This is a genomic window from Profundibacter amoris (assembly GCF_003544895.1).
In the GTDB taxonomy this organism is placed as follows: Bacteria; Pseudomonadota; Alphaproteobacteria; order Rhodobacterales; family Rhodobacteraceae; genus Profundibacter; species Profundibacter amoris.
The window spans coordinates 1,855,739-1,876,590 of sequence record NZ_CP032125.1; the positions used below are offsets into that span (position 1 = coordinate 1,855,739).

Genomic DNA, 20,852 nt, shown 5'->3' on the forward strand with positions numbered 1-20,852 from the left:
CATTCAGGATATTGAATAACAGGCGAGGGATTCCTTGATGTAGATCAAACTTTCAAATCTTTTATATCTTTATTGGAACTATTTTAGGTATAGGCTGAAATTTTCCGATACGCCTTCAGGCAAATAGTTCGTGGCACAGCTCCAGCGCATCGATCAGCACATCCACCTCGTCAGTGGTGTTATACAGGCCGAACGACGCCCGCGCTGTGGCCGGAACCCCCAGAAACTCCATCAATGGCTGGGCGCAGTGATGCCCTGCCCGCACGGCCACGCCTTTCTTGTCCAACACGGTCGACAGGTCATGCGCATGGGCCGCCCCCTCCATGGTGAACGAAAAAATCGCGCCCTTGGTGGTGGACTGCCCCTGCACATTCAGCCAGTTCAGACCATCCAGTCGCGCCCGCGCGTAATCACGCAAGTGGCGCTCGTGTGCTGCGATGTTGTCCATCCCCAGCGCCATCATGTAGTCCAGCGCCACGCCAAGACCGATGGTCTGCACGATACCCGGCGTGCCGGCCTCGAACATCATCGGCGGATCGTTATAGCTGACTTCATCGCGGGTTACCTCGCGGATCATGTCACCGCCGCCCATAAAGGGCTGCATTTCGGCCATCCGTTCCTTGCGTACATAAATCGCGCCGGACCCTGACGGGCCATACAGCTTGTGCCCCGTAATCGGGTAAAAATCACAGCCGATGTCGGTCACATCCACCGGCATATGCACCGTAGCTTGCGAGCCATCCACCAGCACCGGAATGCCGCGCGCGCGGGCCTCATGACAGATGGTTTTCACATCTACCACCGTGCCCAGCACATTGGACATATGGGTGACGGCAATCAGGCGGGTTTTGTCGCTGATGGCGTCGATCACCTTTTGCGGGTCCAGATCACCCACCGCGTCGATATCGACCCATTTCAGCACCACGCCCAAACGCTCGCGCAGGAAATGCCACGGCACGATATTGGCATGGTGCTCCATCACCGACAGGATGATTTCATCGCCCGCCTTCAGGTTGTTCATCGCCCAGCCATAGGCGACCATATTGATCCCCTCGGTGGTGCCGGAATTCAACACGATCTCGCGCTCATCCGCTACGTTCAGGAACCGCGCAATAGTGCCGCGCACGGCCTCGTATTTGTCGGTGGCCAGATTGGAAAGATAGTGTAAACCCCTGTGAACATTGGCATATTCTTCGGCATAGCCACGCGTCACCGCATCAATCACCGCCTGCGGTTTCTGCGCCGAGGCACCATTGTCCAGATAGACCAGCGGTTTACCGTTGACCTGCCGCGACAGAATAGGAAAATCCTTGCGGATTTCGTTTACATCATACGTCATTTCATTCCCCATTCCGCCTGTCGCACCCCTGCGATCCAGAACCAGACAAACACCGCGAACCAAAGAAATCCAACGATGGATTGCTGCTGCCCCGGCCCGATAAAACCGGCCACCAGCCCGTGTAATAAAAACAGCGGGGCGGCGGCCAGAAAGGCCCAAAACACCGCAATCCGCGCGCCATATCCGCTGCCCTGCCCGCCCATCAGACGCGCCACCAGATGCGACACGGCGGCCAGCACATAGAGGATCACCGGCATGATGAACACCAGCGCGATAAAGGCCGAATAGTAGGACAGCGCGCCCTCGCTCTCGGCCCCTTGCAGGTAGGATTCCCGCGAAATCCGCGGCCATTGCGCGACAAAAGCCACCACGCACCCCGCCATCGCAATGGACAGCGCGAAAGGCTCGCTGCGGCCTTTTTCCAGCAGGCGTTTCACCACCCGACCCGGCCCGCGATAGGTTGCGACAATGTCTTGTGTTAGTGCCACAACATTAGCCCCTGTGACGGGCCAGCCAGCCCTCGAGACGGGCGCGGATGTCGTCGGCGATTGCCTCGTCCTCGATCTCGTCTATCGCGTCGGCCATGAAGGCCAGCACCAGCATATCCTGCGCATCCACCTTGGGCACCCCGCGCGAGCGCAGGTAATACATCGCCTCGTCGTCAATCGCGCCGGTGGTCGAGCCGTGACTACACATCACGTCATCGGCGTAAATCTCCAGCTCGGGCTTGCCGAAAAACTGCGCCTCGTCATCCAGCAACAGCGATTGGCTCATTTGATAGCCATCGGTTTTCTGGGCGCCCGGCTTTACCAGAATCTTGCCCTGAAACACGCCGGTCGCACCATTGCGCAGCACCTTTTTGAACACCTGACGGCTTTCGCAATTCAGACTGTCGTGGGTGATGAACACGGTGTCGTCATGCAGAAAATCACCATCCCCCATCGCCGCACCGGCGATATGGGCGATGGCATCGTCGCCAGTCAGCTCCAGCACCACTTCGTTGCGGGTCAGCTTGCCGTTGACCGTCATGGTAAAGCTTTTGAATTTGCTTTCATGGCCAAGGCGTCCGAAAATATGCGTGGCCGCGCGGCGTTCGTGGTCGCGCCCCATCGCACGGACATGGTGGAAAGCAGCGCCATCGGCAATGTCCACTTCCATCACCGAATTGAACCGCGCACCAGCGGGGCCGTTTTCCAGAATGGTCAGATCAGCGCCCTCTTCCACGCGGATAACGTGGTGTAGCATCACATCCGAAGTCTCTGATTTACGTAGATAAATCATGCTGACAGGTTTTGCAGCCTTGCCGGTGGCACGGATCACCACACCTTCGCGGGCATTGGCGCTGTTCAGGGCCGCCAGCGGGCGGGCAACGGGGGTTTGGCCCGCAGCCTCAAGCGTGCCGTAAAGCGCATCAGCCCAGTCTGGCGCGTCTTTCAGCAAGGCAATCTCGATCCCTGCCATTAACAGATCGTCGGAGGCTTCGGCATCATAAACCCCGTCGATAAACACGATTTTCAGCCGGTCGATCGCGTCAAACAGCGGGGCTTCGTCCAGATTAAGGATCGCGGCCGGCGCCACATCATCAGTGGTCAGCAGCTCGGGGCGGGTGTATTTCCAGTATTCATCACGGCGCTGTGGCAGGCCCATCGCGGCCAGCCGTTCCTGCGCCTGTTTGCGGGCAGTTTCCATCAGGCAACCTCCGCCAGAATATCGGCATAACCGTTGTGCTCGACTTCAAGCGCCAGTTCCGGCCCACCGGATTTGATGATCCGCCCATCGGCCATAATATGCACCACATCGGGTTTGATATGGTCCAGAAGCCGTTGATAATGCGTGATAACCAGAAACGACCGCTTGCCGTCGCGCAGCGCGTTCACGCCTTCGGAAACCAGCTTCATCGCGTCCACATCCAGACCGGAATCGGTTTCATCCAAGATACACATCTTGGGCTCAAGCATCGCCATTTGCAGAATTTCGTTGCGCTTCTTTTCGCCGCCCGAAAAGCCCACGTTGACGGGGCGCTTCAGCATATCGGCGTCAATCTTCAGCGTCTTGGCCTTGGCGCGGATCACCTTCAGGAATTCCCCTGCCGACAGTTCCTCCTCGCCCCGTGCCTTGCGCTGTGCGTTCACAGCGGTGCGCAGGAAGGTCATGTTGCCCACACCGGGAATTTCTACCGGATACTGGAACGCCAAAAACAGCCCCATCGCGGCGCGTTCTTCGGGGTCCAGACCCAGCAGGTCAATCCCGTCCAACGTGGCGGTGCCTTCGGTCACCTCATAGCCATCACGGCCCGACAGCACATAAGACAGCGTCGATTTACCCGAGCCGTTCGGCCCCATGATCGCATGCACCTGACCAGGCCCGACTTCCAGATCGACCCCTTTCAGGATTTGCTTTTCCTCGTCTTCAAGTTTGACGTGCAGGTTATTGATTTTCAGCATTTTATTTCCTCAAAGCGCGCTTCGTTTTTCATAAGCTATTCAACGGTTACAGCAGTGCCGGTTGCCGATACCATCAGCATTGAACCGGTCTTTCCCAGATCTTCGCAATCCAGATCGACGCCGACAACGGCGTTGCCGCCGGCCGCCGTGGCGCGTTGCTGCATCTCTTGTAGGGCGATCTCGCGCCCCTCTTGCAACTTGGCCTCGTAGGTGCCGGAACGGCCCCCGACGATATCGGTGATCGAGGCCACAATATCGCGCATGATATTGGCGCCCATGATGGTCTCGCCGGTAACGATTCCGTGGTAGGCGGTGATTTTTCGGCCCTCGATTGAGGGTGTGGTGGTCGTGATCATTCCTGCACCTCCGGATTTTTCGTATCAGCGGGTTTCTTGCGCTCCACCAGCCCCACACCCGGCCCCTTTTTATGGGCCAGCCAGACACAGAAGGAGGTAAAGGCCAGCGACGTGCCAACAGCGGCCCAGATGCCCAGAAACGGCGCAATCACGATGGCCGAAACCACCGCCCCTTTGATGAAGGCCATGAATGCGGTCATCATCAGGCGGACCGGCTCGGGCGGCGGCAGGCGTTTTGGGGTGGTGGCTTCCATTACCCCACAGACCCCTCAAGCGAAATCGCCACCAGCGCCTGTGCTTCCATCGCAAATTCCATCGGCAGCGCCTGCAACACTTCCTTGGCAAAGCCGTTGACGATCAGCGCCACCGCCTCTTCCTCGTCCATGCCGCGCTGGCGACAATAAAACATCTGTTCGTCATCCACCTTACTGGTCGTGGCCTCGTGTTCCACCCGTGACGAATTGTTCTTCACCTCGATATAGGGCACCGTGTGCGCGCCGCATTTGTCGCCGATTAACAGGCTGTCGCACTGGGTATAATTGCGCGAATTCTTGGCCTTTGGGTGCATCGACACCAGCCCGCGATAGGTGTTCTGTGCGCGCCCCGCCGAAATCCCTTTGGACACGATCCGCGATTTCGAATTCTTGCCCAGATGCACCATTTTGGTGCCGGTATCGGCCTGCTGGTAGTTGTTGGTGATGGCGATCGAGTAAAACTCGCCCTGCGTGTTGTCGCCACGCAAAATACAGCTTGGATATTTCCACGTCACGGCCGAGCCGGTTTCAACCTGTGTCCACATCACCTTGGCATTGTCGCCACGGCAATCGGCCCGCTTGGTGACAAAATTGTAAATCCCGCCCTTGCCGTCCTCGTCACCCGGATACCAGTTCTGCACGGTGGAATATTTCACCTCGGCGTCTTCCTCGATGATGATTTCCACCACAGCGGCGTGCAATTGCGCCACGTCGCGTTTGGGCGCGGTGCAGCCCTCAAGGTAGCTGACATAGCTGCCCTTGTCGGCAATGATCAGGGTGCGTTCGAACTGGCCGGTGTTTTCGGCATTGATGCGGAAATAGGTGGACAGTTCCATCGGGCAGCGCACGCCGGGCGGGATGTAGACGAAGGATCCGTCGGAAAATACCGCACTGTTCAGGGTGGCATAGAAGTTGTCGGACACCGGCACCACAGACCCCAGATATTTCTTCACCAGTTCGGGATGCTCGCGGATGGCTTCCGAGATCGAGCAGAAAATCACGCCCGCCTCGGCCAGTTCCTTCTGGAACGTGGTGCCCACGGAAACGGAATCAAACACCGCGTCCACCGCCACTTTGCGCCCGTCGGCTGGCGTGGCCTCGGCACCCTCGACACCGGCCAAAATCATCTGCTCCTGCAGTGGGATGCCCAGTTTTTCATAGGTCGCCAGCAGTTTCGGGTCCACCTCGTCCAGCGATTTCGGTTTGACCTCCATCGACTTGGGGCGCGCGTAATAGTAAATGTCCTGAAAATCGATATCGGGATAGTTCACCATCGCCCATGTGGGTTCTTTCAGCTTCTGCCAGCGCTCGAAGGCGGCCAGACGCCATTCCAGCATCCATTCCGGTTCCTCGTTCTTTTCGGAAATCAGCCGCACGATATCGGTGTTCACCCCTTTGGGGGCATAGTCCATCTCGATATCGGTTTCCCAGCCGTATTTGTAATTGTCGGCAAGGGTGCGCACCGCATCAACGGTTTCTTCCTCGACGCCCTCTTTCGCAATCATATCGCCTGTTGCAGCCATTTTGTTTCCTTCATCCCGCGCCATGACGCGCCTTAAACTTCCTTGCCGCAGCGCCCCATGCTTTTGCAAAGCGCTGCACATCTTCCTTTGTCGTCGCCGCCCCGATCGAGACCCGGATCGCGCTGGCAGCAATATTGTCGTCAAACCCCATCGCCCGCAAAACCCGACTGGACCGCACCTTGCCGCTTGAGCAGGCCGAACCGGCAGAAACCGCAAAACCGGCCAGATCCATCTGCATCACCTGTGTCTCGCCTTTCCAACCCGGCAGGGCGAAACATAAGGTGTTCGGAAGCCGCGCGACTCCATTCCCGACAAAAATAGTATCTTTTTCCGATTCTGCCAGCGAAATTTCTAGAATCTTTCTAATTTCGGCAACTTCGTCCCAGATTCCGCGCACCAGATCCGCCGCTGCGGCCTCGGCTGCCGCGCCAAAACCCGCTATTCCTATGACATTTTCGGTGCCCGCACGCCGGCCCATTTCCTGACCGCCACCTTTGACCTGCGCGCTTACGTCGCTACCGCGTTTCACCACCAAAGCGCCAACGCCTTTGGGCCCGCCCAGCTTGTGTGCCGAGATCAGCGCCATTTCCGCCCCGCACCAGTTGAACGCAAACGGCAGCTTGCCAAAGGCCTGCGTCGCATCGGTCAGTGCCAGCCCTTCGGGCAGTTCCTGCACCACGCCGGTCTCGCTGTTGGCCACCTGCAACGCCGCCTTTGCCGGATCAGCCACCGTCACCCGCCCGTCGCTATCCACCGGCAAATCCGCCGCGCACCACGCCGCCACTGCGTCATGCTCTACCGCACCGCACTGCAACTCCCTGCCCGCCATCGCCAGCGCCGCCGCTTCGGTCGCACTGGCGGTGAATATCACATCCGCCCCCTCGGCCCCGAAGGCCGCCGCCACCTGTGCCCGCGCCCGTGCCACAACCCCCAGCGCCGCGCGCCCCTCGAAATGCACGCTGGACGGATTACCCACCACATCCATCGCCGCCATCATCGCCGCCCGCGCCTCGCCCCGCAAAGGCGTCGTTGCGTTCCAATCCAGATATGTCCGCTTCATAGCGCGGCCCTTTCCTTCTTCTTGCTGAAAATACCTCCGCCGGAGGCACCGCGCGCCCCGCCAGGGGCGCGCCCGGGGTGACGCGCATCGCGCGACACAACCCCTATTTGTCGTCCACCACCTCGAACAGGTTCGGAACCGCCGGACAGGGTGCCAGCTCGTTGGCAATCACATCCGACAGGCGCGTCTGGTGCAAGAACACATAAACATGCGCCGACAACCCTTCCCACAACCGGTTGGTCATCGACTGCGCTTTTGATCCCGACGCGGCCCCCTTGGCCCCCGCCCCCGTGTGCATCGCTGATACCGTTTCATCCACCGCCACCATCACATCCGAAATCCGGATCTCGGACGGGTTGCGCGTCAATCGGTACCCGCCGCCCGGCCCGCGCACGGATTCCACCAGACCGGCACGGCGCAGTTTCACGAACAGCTGTTCCAGATAGGGCAGTGAAATATCCTGCCGTGCCGAAATTTCGGCCAAGGATACCAGCCCGCCATCAGGCTGAATGGCCAGATCGGCCAGTGCAACCATTGCATATCTGCCCTTTGTGCTCAGTTTCATCGCCATTCACCCCCAAATATATTGACCTTCGCCGCCACGACGCTTACTTCCCAATAAACCCCCTGACCGCATTCACCGGTTATGGAAAAGGTCTAAGGTGCCATTGATATACAGTCAACGCGCCCACGCCAGATAAGAGGACGACAAGAATGCCCGAAGTCATATTTCCCGGCCCCGAAGGCCGCCTGGAAGGCCGCTATCACCCGCAAAAGGCCAAAGACGCCCCGATTGCCATCGTTTTGCACCCGCATCCGCAGTTTGGCGGCACGATGAACAACCGGCTGGTCTATAACCTGCATTACACCTTCTACAACATGGGCTTTACCGTGCTGCGGTTCAATTTCCGCGGTGTGGGCCGGTCGCTGGGCGAATATGACCAGGGCGTTGGCGAATTGTCCGATGCGGCCTCGGCGCTGGATTATCTGCAAACCCTGAACCCCAATTCCAAACACTGCTGGGTCGCCGGATTTTCCTTCGGTGCATGGATCGGCATGCAACTGCTGATGCGCCGCCCCGAAATCACCGGCTTTATCAGCGTCTCGCCGCCGGCCAACATGTATGACTTCAGCTTCCTTGCGCCCTGCCCGGCCTCGGGTCTGATCATCAACGGCACCGCCGACCGCGTGGCGCCACCGCAGGACACCCAGTTGCTGGTCGAAAAACTGCACGAGCAAAAGGGCATCACAATCACCCATCAGGAAATCGAGGGCTCGGGCCATTTCTTTGAGGACGAGCACATGGACACGTTGCAAAGCAACGTCGAAACCTATGTCCGTCGCCGTCTGACCGAAACCACAAGGTAGCCAAAACATGGGAATTGTCGAGGATCTGGCCGATGAACTGGCCAAGGAAGCCCTGAAAGCGGTCGATGAACACGAGGACGATATGATCATTGAACGTGTTGCCGAAATTCTGGGCGCGGATTCCATCACCACCCAAGAGGCATTTATGACCGCGATACGCGTGCGCAAAGCCGACAGGCGGGCGCGGGTCTATCTATCGAAGCTGAACAAAACAAAAGCCTGAACACCCCTCTGGACGCCCTGTTAACCGGCGCGGAGGTGAAATTACGGTATACGACCGCATACAGTCTTTCCCCCTGCCCGTCTTTGCGCTAGAAGGCAGGCAAGCGAATCCATATCAAACCGGAGCACCCTATGACCAAGATCAAGGTAGAAAACCCCGTCGTCGAACTCGACGGCGACGAAATGACCCGCATCATCTGGGATTTCATCAAGAAAAAGCTGATCCTGCCCTATCTGGACATCGATCTGAAATACTACGATCTGGGCATGGAAGAGCGCGACCGCACAGACGACCAGATTACCATTGATGCCGCCCATGCGATCCAGAAATACGGTGTTGGCGTGAAATGCGCGACCATCACCCCCGATGAAGCCCGGGTCGAGGAATTCGGCCTGAAGAAAATGTGGAAATCGCCAAACGGCACCATCCGCAACATTCTGGGCGGTGTGGTGTTCCGCGCGCCGATCATCTGTCAAAACGTACCGCGCCTTGTGCCCGGCTGGACCGACCCGATCGTCATTGGCCGCCACGCCTTTGGGGATCAGTATAAAGCCACCGATTTCCGCTATCCCGGCAAGGGCAAGCTGACCATGAAATACGAGGGCGAAGACGGCACCGTGATCGAAAAGCTGGTGTATGATGCCCCGTCGGCCGGCGTTTACATGGGTATGTACAACCGTGATGACAGCATCCGCGATTTTGCCCGCGCCTCGCTGAACTATGGCCTGAATCTGGGCTGGCCGGTGTATCTGTCGACAAAAAACACCATCCTCAAGGCCTATGACGGCCGTTTCAAGGATCTTTTTCAGGAAGTGTTCGACGCCGAATTCGCCGAAAAATTCGCCGATAAGGGCATCACTTATGAACACCGCCTGATTGACGACATGGTCGCTGCCGCAATGAAATGGTCGGGCAAATTCGTCTGGGCCTGTAAAAACTACGATGGCGACGTACAATCGGACACCGTGGCGCAGGGCTTTGGTTCGCTGGGTTTGATGACCTCGATCCTGATGACACCGGATGGCAAGGTCGTCGAGGCCGAAGCGGCCCACGGCACCGTCACCCGCCACTATCGCCAGCACCAGAAGGGCGAAGCGACCTCGACCAACTCGATCGCCTCGATCTATGCCTGGACCGGCGGTCTGAAGCACCGTGCCAAGCTGGACGGCAATGACGCCCTGAAAACCTTTGCCGAAACGCTGGAAAAAGTGGTTGTCGACACGGTTGAAAGCGGCCAGATGACCAAGGATCTGGCCCTGCTGGTTGGCCCCGAACAGAAATGGCTGACGACCGAAGGCTTCCTTGAAGCCATCGACACCAACCTGAACAAGGCGCTGGCCGGCTGATCCCTGCCAGACCACGAAAAACAGGGGCGGAGGCGCAATAGCCTTCGCCCTTTTTCGTGTTTTCCCGGCCATAGGGGCTTTCCTTTGTGGCAAAGGCAGGGTATGCGCGCCCCAAACATCCCGAAAAGGCTTATTCCTATGGACATGCGAAATATCGCTATCATCGCTCACGTTGACCACGGCAAAACCACGCTGGTGGACGAAATGCTGAAGCAATCCGGCATCTATCGCGACAACGAGGCCACCGTCGAACGTGCGATGGACAGCAACGACCTGGAACGCGAACGCGGCATTACCATCCTTGCCAAGGCCACTTCGGTGGAATGGAAAGGCATTCGCATCAACATCGTCGACACCCCCGGCCACGCCGATTTCGGCGGCGAGGTTGAACGCATCCTGTCGATGGTGGATGGTGTTGTGCTGTTGGTGGACGCGGCCGAAGGGCCGATGCCGCAGACCAAATTCGTAACCTCCAAGGCGCTGGCGCTGGGTCTGCGCCCGATTGTGGTTCTGAACAAGGTGGACAAACCCGACGCCGAACCCGACCGCGCGCTGGACGAGGTGTTCGACCTGATCGCCAATCTGGACGCCACCGACGAGCAGCTTGATTTCCCCGCCATGTATGCCTCGGGCCGCTCGGGATGGGCCGATATGGAACTGGACGGCAAGCGCGAAAATCTGGATGCGCTGTTTGACCTGATCGTTCAGCACGTCCCCGCCCCCGCACAGATCGCCCGCCGGGACGAGCCGTTCTCGATGCTGGCCACCACATTGGGGGCTGACCCGTTCATCGGCCGCCTTTTGACCGGTCGCGTTGAAAGCGGCACGTTGAAGGTTGGCGAAACCATCAAGGCCCTGTCGCGCGAAGGCGAAAAGATCGAACAATTCCGCGTCACCAAAATTCTGGCCTTCCGCGGGTTGGACCAAAAGCCGATTGATGTAGCCGAAGCCGGCGATATCGTGTCCATTGCCGGCATGGCAACGGCCACCGTAGCCGATACGCTTTGTGCGCTGGATGTCGATACCGCGATTCCGGCCCAGCCGATTGATCCGCCCACCATCACCGTCACCTTTGGCATCAACGACAGCCCCTTGGCCGGTCGTGACGGCAAAAAGGTGCAATCACGCGTGATCCGGGACCGCCTGATGAAAGAGGCCGAAACCAATGTCGCCATCCGCGTCACCGACACCCCGGGCGGCGAGGCCTTCGAGGTTGCGGGCCGTGGCGAATTGCAGATGGGTGTTCTTATCGAGAACATGCGCCGCGAGGGGTTCGAGTTGTCGATTTCCCGCCCGCAGGTTCTGTTTCAGGAAATCGACGGGCAGCGTTGCGAGCCGATCGAAGAAGTCACCATTGATGTGGATGACGAATATTCCGGCGTCGTGATCGAAAAGCTGACCGGCCCGCGCAAGGGCGCGCTGGCAGAAATGAAACCCGCCGGTGTTGGCAAAACCCGCATCATCGCCCATGTGCCATCACGCGGATTGATCGGCTATCACGGTGAATTCATGACCGACACCCGCGGCACCGGTGTGCTGAACCGTGTGTTCCACGAATGGGCGCCGCACAAGGGGTCGATCCCGGGCCGTCGGGCCGGTGTTTTGATCTCGATGGAAAACGGGGTTTCGGTGGCTTACGCGCTGTTCAACCTCGAGGATCGCGGCCGCATGTTCATCGGTGCGCAGGAACAGGTTTACACCGGCATGATCATCGGCCAGCACAGCCGTGAAAACGATCTGGAAGTGAACCCGCTGAAGGGCAAGAAACTCTCCAACGTGCGGGCCTCGGGCACGGACGAGGCCGTGCGCCTGACCACCCCGATCACCCTGTCACTGGAAGAGGCGATTGCCTATATCGACAATGACGAGTTGGTCGAGGTCACACCGAATGCGATTCGGATGCGCAAGCGTCATCTGGACCCGCACGAACGCAAACGCGCCGCCCGTACTGACGGATAAGCGCCGGTTCAAAATATAATTTTCGGGCCTTGCCCGATGAAAAAGCCCCGCAAGTCAATTTGCGGGGCTTTTTTGCATTTATTCATATGACACAGGTCTGAACGGCATAAGACCTTTGCTTATGCGGGCCAAAACAGGACCTCGGCGCAATAGAGGATGGCGGCGAAAACCCTTTCATTGACGGCAGTGGCGATCCTGCCGCACCAAATATTTAACGAGGTTTACCATGAACAAGCTATCACTCACATTCGTTGCTCTGGCCTTCTCGGCTTTCCCCGCACTGGCACAGGACGTGCCCGTCGTAACCAACCCGGCCACAGGCGAAGAAGTTGCCGTGACAGAAATTGACATGTCCACACTGACAGACGAGCAAATCGCCGATATCAAGGAACAGGTTGCAGCCATCCGCGAAGATCGCCAGACCACCATGGAACAAACACGCGAGCGCACTCGTGAACGCACCCGTGAAGGCGCCGGCGAAATGGGCGCAGCTGCTGCCAGTGCCGGTGCTGGCATGGGTGGTGGTGCCGGTGGTGGTGCCGGTGGCCCGGGTCGCCCTTAATCCCTTTGCCCATGGAAAGGGTGTCAACCGATCGTCCCATCCCCGGTTGACACCCGCGTCCCCCTGCGTGATCTTATCGCATTGCGCAGGGGGAATAGACGCGGGACAACGCACTCCTTAACCTCAGGATTCTTGTGATGAAACACGCGATGGTCTGGACATTCATTCTGCTTTTGGGCTGGGCCTCTCCTGCCCTTGCCCAAACCGATGTCACTGCACCGGCTGTGCAAATGCTGCAAGGCGAGGGATACAAGGTTTCGGAAGTGCGCCGTACATGGCTTGGACGCATTCTGATCGTTGCCAAAAAAGGCCAGATCCTGCGTGAAGTGGTGTTGAACCGCCGCTCGGGGGCGATCCTGAATGATCAGGTTTTCAATGCAAGCCCCGATTCCAACATGCCGTCCGATCCGACCGGCATGGACACACCCGACCCCGGAGATATGGGCGGGCCAGGTGGTGGCAATGGTCCCGGTGGTGGTCCCGGTGGTCCTGGGGGCGGTGGTAGCGGCCCCGGAGGGTTCTAGGAAGATGCGCGCACGCACATATAACATCGCTCTCATACGCCAACAAAGGTTCAGGCGATGTTGAGACACCCCCTGATCGTCTGGTTTCTGGTGGCGCTGCAAATGATTTGCGGCGCCTATTTCCTGTGGGAAATTCTGGCCTCGGTTCTGGGCCTGCCCGTTATCCCCTTGCGTTGGGAGCAACGCGAAATTGTCGAAATCGGTGCCACACTGGGGCTGATACTGGGCAGTCTGATGGGGGTCGCACTGGCGATTACCGCACGACGCGAGATGCAGCGAGCAAAGACAGCACAACGGCTGACGGCCGGTCAGTTCACCGATGTGGTTCGCGAATATTTCGCCAAACTGGGCCTGACACCGGCCGAAACCGAAGTGGCGTGGTACATCCTGAAGGGCATGTCGGTTTCCGAAATCGCCCAGTTGCGCAACACCCGTGAAGGCACGGTCAAAACCCAGGGCACCGCGATATACAAAAAAGCCGGTGTGAACGGCAAATCGCAACTGATGGCGCTGCTGGTCGAGGATCTGTTGCTTTAGCCCTTACCGCGCCAGCACCAGATCCACCTTCAACCCGCCCAGCGTTTCGCTTTCCCCCAGCCGTAATGACCCACCATGCGCCCGCGCCACATCCAGCGCGATCGACAGGCCCAGCCCGACGCCGGACCCCTTGTTCTGGTTGCGGGCCGGCTCCAGTCGGGAAAACGGTTTCAGCGCCTCGTCGCGATCCTTGACGGCAATCCCCGGCCCGTCATCCTCGACGCTGATTACCAGTGTGCGGTCCGTCATCACCACCGACACCACCGCACGGCTGCCATAGCGCACCGCATTGCCGATCAGGTTTTCCACCGCCCGCAGCACCACCTTGGGGCGCAGCATCATCTTGCCCTCGCCGCTGACCTTGCCCAGCTCCACCGCCTTGCCAGCCCTGTGCGCATTGCTGACGGCCTGCCGGACCAGGTCCAGCGGGTCAACCTCTTGCGGCTCTTCCCCGGCATCCCCACGGGCAAAATCCAGAAACCCGTCCAGCAGCCCTTCCATATCGGCCACATCCTGCAACAGATCGGCGGTATCTTCGCCTTCTTCCATCATCGACAGGCCCAGTTTCAGCCGTGTCAAAGGCGTGCGCAAATCATGGCTGACACCGGACAGCATCATCGTGCGCTGTTCAATCTGCCGGTCGATCCGTGTCCGCATCGCCAGAAAGGCATTGCCTGCCGCCCGCACCTCAATCGCGCCGGTCGGATGGAACGGCACCACCTGCCCCTTGCCAAAGGCCTCGGAGGCCGCCGCCAGCCGTTTGATCGGGCGTAACTGGTTACGCAGGAAAATGATGGCGATCAGGGTCATCAGAATACCGGTGAACAACATCAGCACCAGCAACTGGTGCGGATTGCGGGCCGAAACACGCAGCCGGTCGAACACCACCTTCATGTCACCAAAGCGGGTTGCAATCCAGACCTGCACCAGATCGTCATTGCCAAGCAGATCAACGGCTTTTACGCCTTCAACCCCGCCGCGCAGGGTCTTGATCATCGCCCGCCCCGACAGATCGGCAAAGGCACGGCGTTCCTGCCCGCTGTCCCTCGCCGGCAATGTAATCTCCATCGCCAAGGGCTCTTGCAACCCGGCCAGGTGACCGGCTGCCGTTTCAACATCCGGCGCGGCATTGACCTGACGCAACAAATACTCCAGCTCGTGCACCACGCTGCGGGTCATCTGCACCGTCACGGCCTCGTAATACCGTTGGACAAACACGACCGAGACAACCAGTTGCGTCGTCACGATCGGCACCAGCAGAATCAACGCCGCGCGGCCATAAAGGCTGCGGGGCATATAGCGTTTGAGCCATTTAAAGTTCATAATAGAAGCGTAACGGGACGCAGCCACAAGGGGAAGCCGGATTATGACGATGGACGCAGATTTCAACCCGCCCGCAGGTGTGGCCGAACAACTGGCACCAGACCTGCGCCGCATCCTTGCGCCCAACCCCTCGCCGATGACATGGCGCGGCACCAACACCTATATCGTCGGGCACGGGCAAGTGGCGCTGATCGACCCCGGCCCCGCCATCCCCGCCCATTTCGATGCCATTATGAGCGCCACCAAAGGCGAAGTGATCACCGCCATCCTTGTCACCCACAGCCACACCGACCATTCCCCCCTTGCCCGCCCGCTGGCCGAGGCTACAGGCGCCCCCGTCATGGCCTATGGTGACAGCACCGCGGGTCGCAGCGAAGTGATGGCCGATCTGGTGGCCCGTGGCCTGACCGGCGGCGGCGAAGGCATCGACGCCGGTTTTCGCCCCGATCGCATCTTGCAGGATAACGAGGACATCACCGGCCCCGACTGGACCCTGCAAGCGCTTTGGACCCCCGGCCATATCGGCAACCACCTGTGTTTTGCATGGGGGGATGTGCTGTTCACCGGCGATCATGTGATGGGCTGGGCCAGTTCGCTGGTTTCACCCCCTGATGGCGATCTGACGCAATTCATGGCCTCTTGCGCCCGTCTGGCGGCGCGGGATGATGCGATTTACCATTCCGGCCACGGCGCGCCGATCACCCAGCCGGCAAAACGCATCCAGTGGCTGATCAACCATCGCCAGTCCCGCGAGGCGCAGATTCTGGCGGCGCTGGGGGACAGGCCCGCGAGTGTCGCCACCCTGACCAAACAGGTTTACACCGACACTCCCCCCGCGCTGATCCCCGCGGCACAAAGAAATGTTTTCGCCCATCTGATTGACCTGACCACGCGCAAGCGGATCAAGCCCCTGAAAACCCTGTCACAAGACAGCGAATTCATCCGCCTGTAGAAAATTGCGTTTTGTTGAAAATCCCTCTGGACGCGCCCCGAACCCGTTGCTATATCCGCCCACATGTTCCGACGTAGCTCAGTGGTAGAGCAGTTGACTGTTAATCAATTGGTCGTAGGTTCGATCCCTACCGTCGGAGCCATTATCCCTTATAAATCAGGCCACAGGCCGTTCGTCCGCGCCCACCGGCAGCACTGTCGTTGATTTAATCTCTTCCATCGACAAAAGCGCTGTGACATTGAAAATCTTCACCTCGGCAATCAGCGCCTGATAGAAATCGTCATAGGCCTTGGCATTCTTCACCCGCACTTTCAGGATGTAATCAATGTCCCCGGCCAGACGATGCGCCTCCATCACTTCGGGGCGCGCCTTGAGCGTTGCCAAAAACCGCGCCTGCCAATCCGCATCATGTTCACTGGTGCGCACCAGCACAAAGAAACAGGCCTCAAGCCCCAGCGACAGCGGATCCAGCAGCACCGTTTGCCGCCCGATCACCCCCGCCGCCTTCAGTTTGCGAATCCGGTTCCACACGGGCGTCTTGGAAGACCCCACTTTGCGGGCAATTTCGTCCAGCGACAGCGACGCATCCTCTTGCAGCTGCGCAAGGATTTTCCGGTCCAGCCCGTCAAGTTGTGCGTTCATTCCAAATCCCCTCTCGATGCGGAACATATGTTCCGAATTGATATAGTTTCAGCCTATATTACCCTTTATTTGTTTAGCATATGGCCGATTGATAGAACAATATTCTATACTAACATCAAAGCACAACCCCTATTCAAGGAGCCTAAGATGACACATGCCAAAGTAATCTCGGCCGTTTCCGTATCTGGCGGCGAAACCGTTTACCTGACCTCTTGCGATGCCTGGACCGGCGATGTCACAATGGCCGAATTGCTGGGGGCCGAGGATTTCGACTGGCGCCTGGCCTTTGCGCAGCGCCTGCGCGAAGTCACCGGTGCAAGGCTGGTGGATGCCGTTGAGGGGGAATTCGGGTTTGCCCGACTGGCTGCGGCATAAATCGCACATTCCGCCAATAAATCTCTGTCCAATTCGATCAAACGCCCCGCTACACACAAGATGTAGCGGGGCGCAATTTTGCCCACACAACGCCGCCACATTCTTGCCCCATTTCGCCCCACGAATACCCACAGTGACGTGATCCCCTCTTATCAAACAGCGCCCGAACAACGAGGTGCCAAGGGAGGAGAGAACAGAGGCAACCGGACCGCAGCGGTCCCTATCAGGAGCAAGACCATGGCAAGCTATCAGCCACGTGAAGATCAGGCACAATCCGCACCCGAACCACAGCCGCGCAAAATCGGCTATGTCACCGAGCGTCTGGAAGGGGTGCAAGCTGCCCCGAAAGCCGAGGAAAAGCCCAAATTTCAACTGATAACCGACTGGGCCAGCATCTAGAGCGCATCCAATCTATTCAGGATCATGTATTCACACAGTAGCCCGAGGCAGCGTTTGCGCAAGCAAATGCGTTCGGGGTTCTGTGTGAATTCAATTTGATTGGATTTGCTCCAGGGTTTTCTTATCGGGAATGAACCGCTAGGCTTTGGCCTATGCCTGATCCCGTTTCCAGTATTCGCAACCTTGGCCCTGCCTCTGACGCTGTTTATGCGCGGGCGGGGATTACCACGGCAGAACAATTGCGCGATCTTGGGCCGGATGCGGCCTATGGAAAACTTCTGCAATCGGGCGGCAAACCGCATTTCATCGGCTATTACGCGATGGTTATGGGGCTGCAGGGGCGGCCGTGGAATGATTGCCAGGGGGACGAGAAAAAGGCCCTGCGCGTGCGCTTTGATGCGATCAAGGCCGGTATTTCAGATAATGCACATGACAAAGGCCGCTCCGAACTGGAAGCGGCCCTTGATAGAATCGGGGTGATTGAAAGGTAGGGATTAGCCTACGATTTCAAGACCCGAGAAGAAGTAAGCGATTTCAACAGCCGCAGTTTCCGGTGCGTCCGACCCGTGAACCGAGTTTTCGCCGATCGACAGGGCGAATTCCTTGCGGATGGTGCCATCAGCCGCATCGGCCGGGTTTGTGGCGCCCATGACTTCGCGGTTTTTGGCAATGGCGTCTTCACCTTCCAGAACCTGAACAACGATCGGTTCGGAAATCATGAATTCGCACAGCTCGTCAAAGAAGGGGCGTTCCTTGTGAACACCATAGAATTCCTGCGCCTGCGCCAGTGTCAGCTGGATGCGCTTGGAGGCAACAACCCGCAGGCCGGCCTCTTCGAATTTGGCGATGATCTTGCCGGTCAGGTTGCGTTTGGTGGCATCGGGCTTGATGATGCTGAAGGTGCGTTGAATGGCCATGATGGTCTCTTCCTGTTTATGGGGCAGGCCCCTGCCCGCCCCGTGATAATTTCGCCGCCCTGCTAACATGCCCGCGCGCCCTTGAAAAGCGGTGATTGACCTTCCCCGCAACATCCTGCAAACCGCCCCCATGTTACGCATCAATGATCTGAACTACGCAATCCAGGGCCGCCCGCTATTTGAAGGGGCCAGCGCTGTCATTCCAACGGGCCACAAGGTGGGCCTGATCGGGCGCAACGGCGCGGGTAAAACCACGCTGTTCAACCTGATCCGTGGCGATATCCCGTCCGAATCCGGCACCATCACCCTGCCCGCCCGCGCCCGCATCGGCGGCGTCAGTCAGGAAGTGCCCGGCAACGAGGTGTCCCTACTGAACACCGTTCTGGCTGCCGATGTGGAACGCGCCGCCTTGATGGCCGAATCCGAAACCGCCAAGGACCCGCACCGCATCGCCGACATCCACACCCGTCTGGCCGATATCGACGCCTATTCCGCCGAGGCCCGCGCCTCCTCGATCCTCAAGGGTCTGGGGTTTGACGCCGAGGAACAGCACATGCCCTGTTCCGCCTTTTCCGGCGGCTGGCGGATGCGGGTGGCCTTGGCTGCCGTGCTGTTTTCCGAACCCGACTACCTGCTGCTGGACGAGCCGACCAATTATCTGGATCTGGAAGGCGCGCTGTGGCTCGAGGCCTATCTGGTGAAATACCCGCACACTGTGCTGATCATTTCCCACGACCGCGAATTGCTGAACCGTGCGGTTGGCGCAATCCTGCATCTGGAAAACCGCCAGTTGACCTATTACACCGGCCCCTACGACCAGTTCGTGCGCCAGCGCAAGGCACAACGCGAGGTGCAGGCGGCGGCGGCCAAGAAACAGGAAGCCCACCGCGCCCATTTGCAAAGCTTTGTGGACCGCTTCAAGGCCAAGGCATCCAAGGCCAAACAGGCGCAAAGCCGGGTCAAGATGCTGGAAAAGATGGAAACCATCCGCGCGCCCGAAGACGCCGCGCGCACCGTGTTCACCTTTCCGGAACCCGAGGAACTGTCGCCCCCCATCATCGCCACCGAAGGTGTGTCTGTAGGCTATGATGGCAAGGCCATTCTGAAAAACCTGAACCTGCGGATTGATCAGGACGACCGCATCGCGCTGCTGGGCAAGAACGGTCAGGGAAAATCCACTCTTGCCAAACTTCTATCGGGCAGACTTGATCCAATGTCGGGCAATATGCAGACCTCGCGCAAGCTGCGGATCGGCTTTTTCGCCCAGCATCAGGTGGACGAATTGTTCATTGACGAAACCCCGATCCAGCACCTGCGCCGTGAACGTCCGGACGAGGGCGAGGCGCGTCTGCGCGCACGTCTGGCCGGTTTCGGCCTTGGCCCGGATCAGGCGGAAACCGAGGTCGGACGCCTGTCCGGCGGGCAAAAGGCGCGGTTGTCGCTGCTGCTGGCAACCCTGCCCGCGCCACATCTGCTGATTCTGGACGAACCCACAAACCACCTTGATATCGAAAGCCGCGAAGCATTGGTCGAGGCGCTGACCGCCTATTCCGGCGCCGTGATCCTGATCAGCCACGATATGCACCTGCTGTCGATGGTTGCGGACCGTCTGTGGCTGGTCAAGGACGGCCATGTCAGTGTCTGGCAGGAAGATCTGGAAGCCTATCGCAAGGATCTGCTGACCAAAGAGGCACCGGACAGGCCCAAGAAAGCCAAAGCCGCCCCCAAACGCGCCAGCCGCGACACCATCCTTGCCTTGCGCGCCGATGTGCGCAAATGTGAGGAACGGGTCAACAAGTTGAACGAAATGCGCGACAAACTGGCAAAGAAACTGGCCGATCCGGCGCTCTATGACGAGGACGCGGGCAACCGCGCCGAACCGTGGCAGCGCAAATACTCCGAGGTGATGAACGCTTTGGATCGCGCGGATGATATGTGGATGAAGGCATTGGAAAAGCTGGAAAAAGCCGAGAAATGAGCATGTCTCGTTTAAATGAATTCGACAGACTGTCCGAACGCGGTTGCAGTGCAACCACTGCCTCGGCCTGCCTGCCGAATACTCCTATACAGTTGTCTCGAGACACGCTCTAATGGACCAAGCCGCCCTGATAACCGCCTTTATCACCCTGTTCGTGATCATTGATCCGATCGGGCTGGCGCCGCTGTTTGTGGCCCTGACCAAAGGCGAAACCCACAGCCATCGACGCGGCATCGCCATTCGGGCCACGCTGATCGCTGGCGGGCTGCTGGTTCTGTTCGGCCTGTTTGGCGAGGCGGTGCTGGGCTTTGCCGGTATTTCCATGCCCGCCTTTCGCATCGCGGGCGGTATTCTGCTGTTCCTGACCGCGCTGGACATGCTGTTTGAACGGCGCACCAAGCGGCGCAAAGGACAGGCAAGTGCTGCCGATGACCCATCGGTATTTCCGCTGGCCACCCCGCTGATTGCCGGCCCCGGCTCGATCGCCACGATCATCCTGCTGACCGGCGAGGCCGAGGGCAACTGGGCCGCCATCGGCGCTGTGATGCTGGTTTTGCTGGCCGTGTTGCTGCTGGTGTTCCTGTTTTTCCTGTCCGCTACCATGCTGGAACGGGCCTTGGGCGATACCGGCACCAATGTTGTCACCCGCCTGCTGGGCATGTTGCTGGCCGCCCTTTCGGTGCAATTCGTGATCGACGGGATCACTGCGGTAAATTGGCTCGGGGCATAGCCCTTTTCGACAGGGTCATGAACGCCTATATCTTGAAGGCA

At 58.9% G+C, this 20,852-nt stretch carries 24 protein-coding genes, 1 tRNA gene and 1 pseudogene; 14 read left to right on the top strand and 12 right to left on the bottom strand.

Annotation, left to right across the window (positions count from 1 at the left end; translation table 11 throughout):
- Positions 1-115 precede the first annotated feature (115 nt).
- From BAR1_RS09235 to iscR, 9 genes and pseudogenes are all read right to left on the bottom strand, one after another.
- Positions 116-1,339 (bottom strand): cysteine desulfurase, encoded by a 1,224-nt coding sequence (locus tag BAR1_RS09235; RefSeq protein ID WP_118942754.1) that lies wholly within the window; start codon positions 1,337-1,339, stop codon positions 116-118.
- Positions 1,336-1,827, bottom strand: a complete 492-nt coding sequence (locus tag BAR1_RS09240) for a YIP1 family protein (protein WP_118942755.1) — start codon at positions 1,825-1,827, stop codon at positions 1,336-1,338. Before BAR1_RS09240 ends, BAR1_RS09235 begins: the two co-directional genes overlap by 4 nt.
- Positions 1,828-1,831: 4 nt before the next feature.
- Positions 1,832-3,037: pseudogene (locus BAR1_RS09245) on the bottom strand (SufB/SufD family protein); the annotation flags it as partial.
- Positions 3,028-3,783 carry a Fe-S cluster assembly ATPase SufC gene (sufC, locus tag BAR1_RS09250; protein ID WP_118942757.1) on the bottom strand — a complete coding sequence of 252 codons (756 nt, stop codon included), beginning with the start codon at positions 3,781-3,783 and terminating at the stop codon, positions 3,028-3,030. The gene sufC and the pseudogene BAR1_RS09245, both read right to left, overlap by 10 nt.
- 35 nt (positions 3,784-3,818) lie before the next feature.
- Positions 3,819-4,139, bottom strand: coding sequence for a heavy metal-binding domain-containing protein (locus BAR1_RS09255; protein ID WP_118942758.1), 321 nt, complete (start codon positions 4,137-4,139; stop codon positions 3,819-3,821).
- Positions 4,136-4,393, bottom strand: a complete 258-nt coding sequence (locus BAR1_RS09260) for a hypothetical protein (RefSeq protein ID WP_118942759.1) — start codon at positions 4,391-4,393, stop codon at positions 4,136-4,138. Before BAR1_RS09260 ends, BAR1_RS09255 begins: the two co-directional genes overlap by 4 nt.
- Positions 4,393-5,916, bottom strand: coding sequence for a Fe-S cluster assembly protein SufB (gene sufB / locus BAR1_RS09265; RefSeq protein ID WP_118944413.1), 1,524 nt, complete (start codon positions 5,914-5,916; stop codon positions 4,393-4,395). Before sufB ends, BAR1_RS09260 begins: the two co-directional genes overlap by 1 nt.
- Positions 5,917-5,926: 10 nt before the next feature.
- Positions 5,927-6,976 (bottom strand): cysteine desulfurase family protein, encoded by a 1,050-nt coding sequence (locus BAR1_RS09270; protein ID WP_118942760.1) that lies wholly within the window; start codon positions 6,974-6,976, stop codon positions 5,927-5,929.
- A 103-nt stretch (positions 6,977-7,079) separates the two neighbouring features.
- Entirely contained in the window at positions 7,080-7,541 is a 462-nt protein-coding gene (gene iscR / locus BAR1_RS09275; protein WP_118944414.1) for a Fe-S cluster assembly transcriptional regulator IscR, read from the bottom strand.
- A 149-nt stretch (positions 7,542-7,690) separates the two neighbouring features.
- Here iscR and BAR1_RS09280 point away from each other — a divergent pair, with 149 nt between their 5' ends.
- From BAR1_RS09280 to BAR1_RS09310, 7 genes are all read left to right on the top strand, one after another.
- On the top strand, positions 7,691-8,344 hold the full coding sequence (locus BAR1_RS09280) for an alpha/beta hydrolase (RefSeq protein ID WP_118942761.1): 654 nt from the start codon (positions 7,691-7,693) through the stop codon (positions 8,342-8,344).
- 7 nt (positions 8,345-8,351) lie between these two features.
- Positions 8,352-8,567, top strand: coding sequence for a hypothetical protein (locus BAR1_RS09285; protein ID WP_118942762.1), 216 nt, complete (start codon positions 8,352-8,354; stop codon positions 8,565-8,567).
- Between the two features lie 131 nt (positions 8,568-8,698).
- Entirely contained in the window at positions 8,699-9,913 is a 1,215-nt protein-coding gene (locus tag BAR1_RS09290) for an NADP-dependent isocitrate dehydrogenase (protein WP_118942763.1), read from the top strand.
- A gap of 138 nt (positions 9,914-10,051) precedes the next feature.
- A complete protein-coding gene (gene typA, locus BAR1_RS09295) occupies positions 10,052-11,872 on the top strand; it encodes a translational GTPase TypA (RefSeq protein ID WP_118942764.1) in 1,821 nt (606 codons plus the stop codon).
- Positions 11,873-12,098: 226 nt separating this feature from the next.
- Positions 12,099-12,434 (top strand): protein kinase family protein, encoded by a 336-nt coding sequence (locus BAR1_RS17955; protein ID WP_162891731.1) that lies wholly within the window; start codon positions 12,099-12,101, stop codon positions 12,432-12,434.
- A gap of 137 nt (positions 12,435-12,571) precedes the next feature.
- A complete protein-coding gene (locus tag BAR1_RS09305) occupies positions 12,572-12,958 on the top strand; it encodes a PepSY domain-containing protein (RefSeq protein ID WP_118942765.1) in 387 nt (128 codons plus the stop codon).
- A 57-nt stretch (positions 12,959-13,015) separates the two neighbouring features.
- Positions 13,016-13,495, top strand: a complete 480-nt coding sequence (locus tag BAR1_RS09310) for a helix-turn-helix transcriptional regulator (protein ID WP_118942766.1) — start codon at positions 13,016-13,018, stop codon at positions 13,493-13,495.
- A 3-nt stretch (positions 13,496-13,498) separates the two neighbouring features.
- Here the strand turns inward: BAR1_RS09310 and BAR1_RS09315 are convergent, their stop codons facing one another.
- Positions 13,499-14,818: an ATP-binding protein gene (locus BAR1_RS09315; RefSeq protein ID WP_118942767.1), complete on the bottom strand. Its 1,320-nt coding sequence runs from the start codon at positions 14,816-14,818 to the stop codon at positions 13,499-13,501.
- Positions 14,819-14,861: 43 nt separating this feature from the next.
- Between BAR1_RS09315 and BAR1_RS09320 the strand changes: the two genes are divergently transcribed.
- Together BAR1_RS09320 and BAR1_RS09325 are read left to right on the top strand one after the other, a co-directional pair.
- On the top strand, positions 14,862-15,770 hold the full coding sequence (locus BAR1_RS09320; RefSeq protein ID WP_118942768.1) for an MBL fold metallo-hydrolase: 909 nt from the start codon (positions 14,862-14,864) through the stop codon (positions 15,768-15,770).
- Positions 15,771-15,837: 67 nt separating this feature from the next.
- A tRNA-Asn gene (locus BAR1_RS09325) sits at positions 15,838-15,912 on the top strand.
- 14 nt (positions 15,913-15,926) lie between these two features.
- On the opposite strand, the gene BAR1_RS09330 is transcribed toward BAR1_RS09325, so the two are convergent.
- Positions 15,927-16,412, bottom strand: coding sequence for an Lrp/AsnC family transcriptional regulator (locus tag BAR1_RS09330; RefSeq protein ID WP_118942769.1), 486 nt, complete (start codon positions 16,410-16,412; stop codon positions 15,927-15,929).
- Positions 16,413-16,559: 147 nt separating this feature from the next.
- Between BAR1_RS09330 and BAR1_RS09335 the strand changes: the two genes are divergently transcribed.
- The 3 genes from BAR1_RS09335 to BAR1_RS09340 all read left to right on the top strand — a co-directional run bounded on the left by BAR1_RS09335 (position 16,560) and on the right by BAR1_RS09340 (position 17,677).
- Positions 16,560-16,787 (top strand): DUF2849 domain-containing protein, encoded by a 228-nt coding sequence (locus tag BAR1_RS09335; RefSeq protein WP_118942770.1) that lies wholly within the window; start codon positions 16,560-16,562, stop codon positions 16,785-16,787.
- A 237-nt stretch (positions 16,788-17,024) separates the two neighbouring features.
- The gene (locus BAR1_RS17960; RefSeq protein ID WP_162891732.1) at positions 17,025-17,186 is read left to right on the top strand and encodes a hypothetical protein; all 162 of its coding nucleotides are present in this window, start codon (positions 17,025-17,027) and stop codon (positions 17,184-17,186) included.
- Positions 17,187-17,338: 152 nt separating this feature from the next.
- A complete protein-coding gene (locus tag BAR1_RS09340; protein WP_118942771.1) occupies positions 17,339-17,677 on the top strand; it encodes a TfoX/Sxy family DNA transformation protein in 339 nt (112 codons plus the stop codon).
- A 3-nt stretch (positions 17,678-17,680) separates the two neighbouring features.
- Here BAR1_RS09340 and ndk read toward each other — a convergent pair whose 3' ends face one another.
- Positions 17,681-18,103, bottom strand: coding sequence for a nucleoside-diphosphate kinase (gene ndk / locus BAR1_RS09345; RefSeq protein ID WP_118942772.1), 423 nt, complete (start codon positions 18,101-18,103; stop codon positions 17,681-17,683).
- 130 nt (positions 18,104-18,233) lie between these two features.
- Here ndk and BAR1_RS09350 point away from each other — a divergent pair, with 130 nt between their 5' ends.
- Complete coding sequence (locus tag BAR1_RS09350) at positions 18,234-20,081, top strand: ABC-F family ATP-binding cassette domain-containing protein (RefSeq protein ID WP_118944415.1); 1,848 nt, start codon at positions 18,234-18,236, stop codon at positions 20,079-20,081.
- A 112-nt stretch (positions 20,082-20,193) separates the two neighbouring features.
- Complete coding sequence (locus BAR1_RS09355) at positions 20,194-20,811, top strand: MarC family protein (RefSeq protein WP_118942773.1); 618 nt, start codon at positions 20,194-20,196, stop codon at positions 20,809-20,811.
- Positions 20,812-20,852: the final 41 nt, after the last annotated feature.

Coding starts and splice junctions, on each gene's coding strand:
- BAR1_RS09330 (WP_118942769.1), bottom strand. CDS start 16,412: ATGAACGCACAACTTGACGGGCTGGACCGGAAAATCCTTGCGCAGCTG.
- sufB (WP_118944413.1), bottom strand. CDS start 5,916: ATGGCTGCAACAGGCGATATGATTGCGAAAGAGGGCGTCGAGGAAGAA.
- BAR1_RS09320 (WP_118942768.1), top strand. CDS start 14,862: ATGACGATGGACGCAGATTTCAACCCGCCCGCAGGTGTGGCCGAACAA.
- BAR1_RS09285 (WP_118942762.1), top strand. CDS start 8,352: ATGGGAATTGTCGAGGATCTGGCCGATGAACTGGCCAAGGAAGCCCTG.
- BAR1_RS09270 (WP_118942760.1), bottom strand. CDS start 6,976: ATGAAGCGGACATATCTGGATTGGAACGCAACGACGCCTTTGCGGGGC.
- BAR1_RS09355 (WP_118942773.1), top strand. CDS start 20,194: ATGGACCAAGCCGCCCTGATAACCGCCTTTATCACCCTGTTCGTGATC.
- BAR1_RS09260 (WP_118942759.1), bottom strand. CDS start 4,393: ATGGAAGCCACCACCCCAAAACGCCTGCCGCCGCCCGAGCCGGTCCGC.
- typA (WP_118942764.1), top strand. CDS start 10,052: ATGGACATGCGAAATATCGCTATCATCGCTCACGTTGACCACGGCAAA.
- BAR1_RS09315 (WP_118942767.1), bottom strand. CDS start 14,818: ATGAACTTTAAATGGCTCAAACGCTATATGCCCCGCAGCCTTTATGGC.
- BAR1_RS09235 (WP_118942754.1), bottom strand. CDS start 1,339: ATGACGTATGATGTAAACGAAATCCGCAAGGATTTTCCTATTCTGTCG.
- BAR1_RS09305 (WP_118942765.1), top strand. CDS start 12,572: ATGAAACACGCGATGGTCTGGACATTCATTCTGCTTTTGGGCTGGGCC.
- ndk (WP_118942772.1), bottom strand. CDS start 18,103: ATGGCCATTCAACGCACCTTCAGCATCATCAAGCCCGATGCCACCAAA.
- BAR1_RS17960 (WP_162891732.1), top strand. CDS start 17,025: ATGGCAAGCTATCAGCCACGTGAAGATCAGGCACAATCCGCACCCGAA.
- BAR1_RS09335 (WP_118942770.1), top strand. CDS start 16,560: ATGACACATGCCAAAGTAATCTCGGCCGTTTCCGTATCTGGCGGCGAA.
- iscR (WP_118944414.1), bottom strand. CDS start 7,541: ATGAAACTGAGCACAAAGGGCAGATATGCAATGGTTGCACTGGCCGAT.
- BAR1_RS09350 (WP_118944415.1), top strand. CDS start 18,234: ATGTTACGCATCAATGATCTGAACTACGCAATCCAGGGCCGCCCGCTA.
- BAR1_RS09290 (WP_118942763.1), top strand. CDS start 8,699: ATGACCAAGATCAAGGTAGAAAACCCCGTCGTCGAACTCGACGGCGAC.
- BAR1_RS09310 (WP_118942766.1), top strand. CDS start 13,016: ATGTTGAGACACCCCCTGATCGTCTGGTTTCTGGTGGCGCTGCAAATG.
- BAR1_RS09280 (WP_118942761.1), top strand. CDS start 7,691: ATGCCCGAAGTCATATTTCCCGGCCCCGAAGGCCGCCTGGAAGGCCGC.
- BAR1_RS09255 (WP_118942758.1), bottom strand. CDS start 4,139: ATGATCACGACCACCACACCCTCAATCGAGGGCCGAAAAATCACCGCC.
- BAR1_RS09340 (WP_118942771.1), top strand. CDS start 17,339: ATGCCTGATCCCGTTTCCAGTATTCGCAACCTTGGCCCTGCCTCTGAC.
- sufC (WP_118942757.1), bottom strand. CDS start 3,783: ATGCTGAAAATCAATAACCTGCACGTCAAACTTGAAGACGAGGAAAAG.
- BAR1_RS17955 (WP_162891731.1), top strand. CDS start 12,099: ATGAACAAGCTATCACTCACATTCGTTGCTCTGGCCTTCTCGGCTTTC.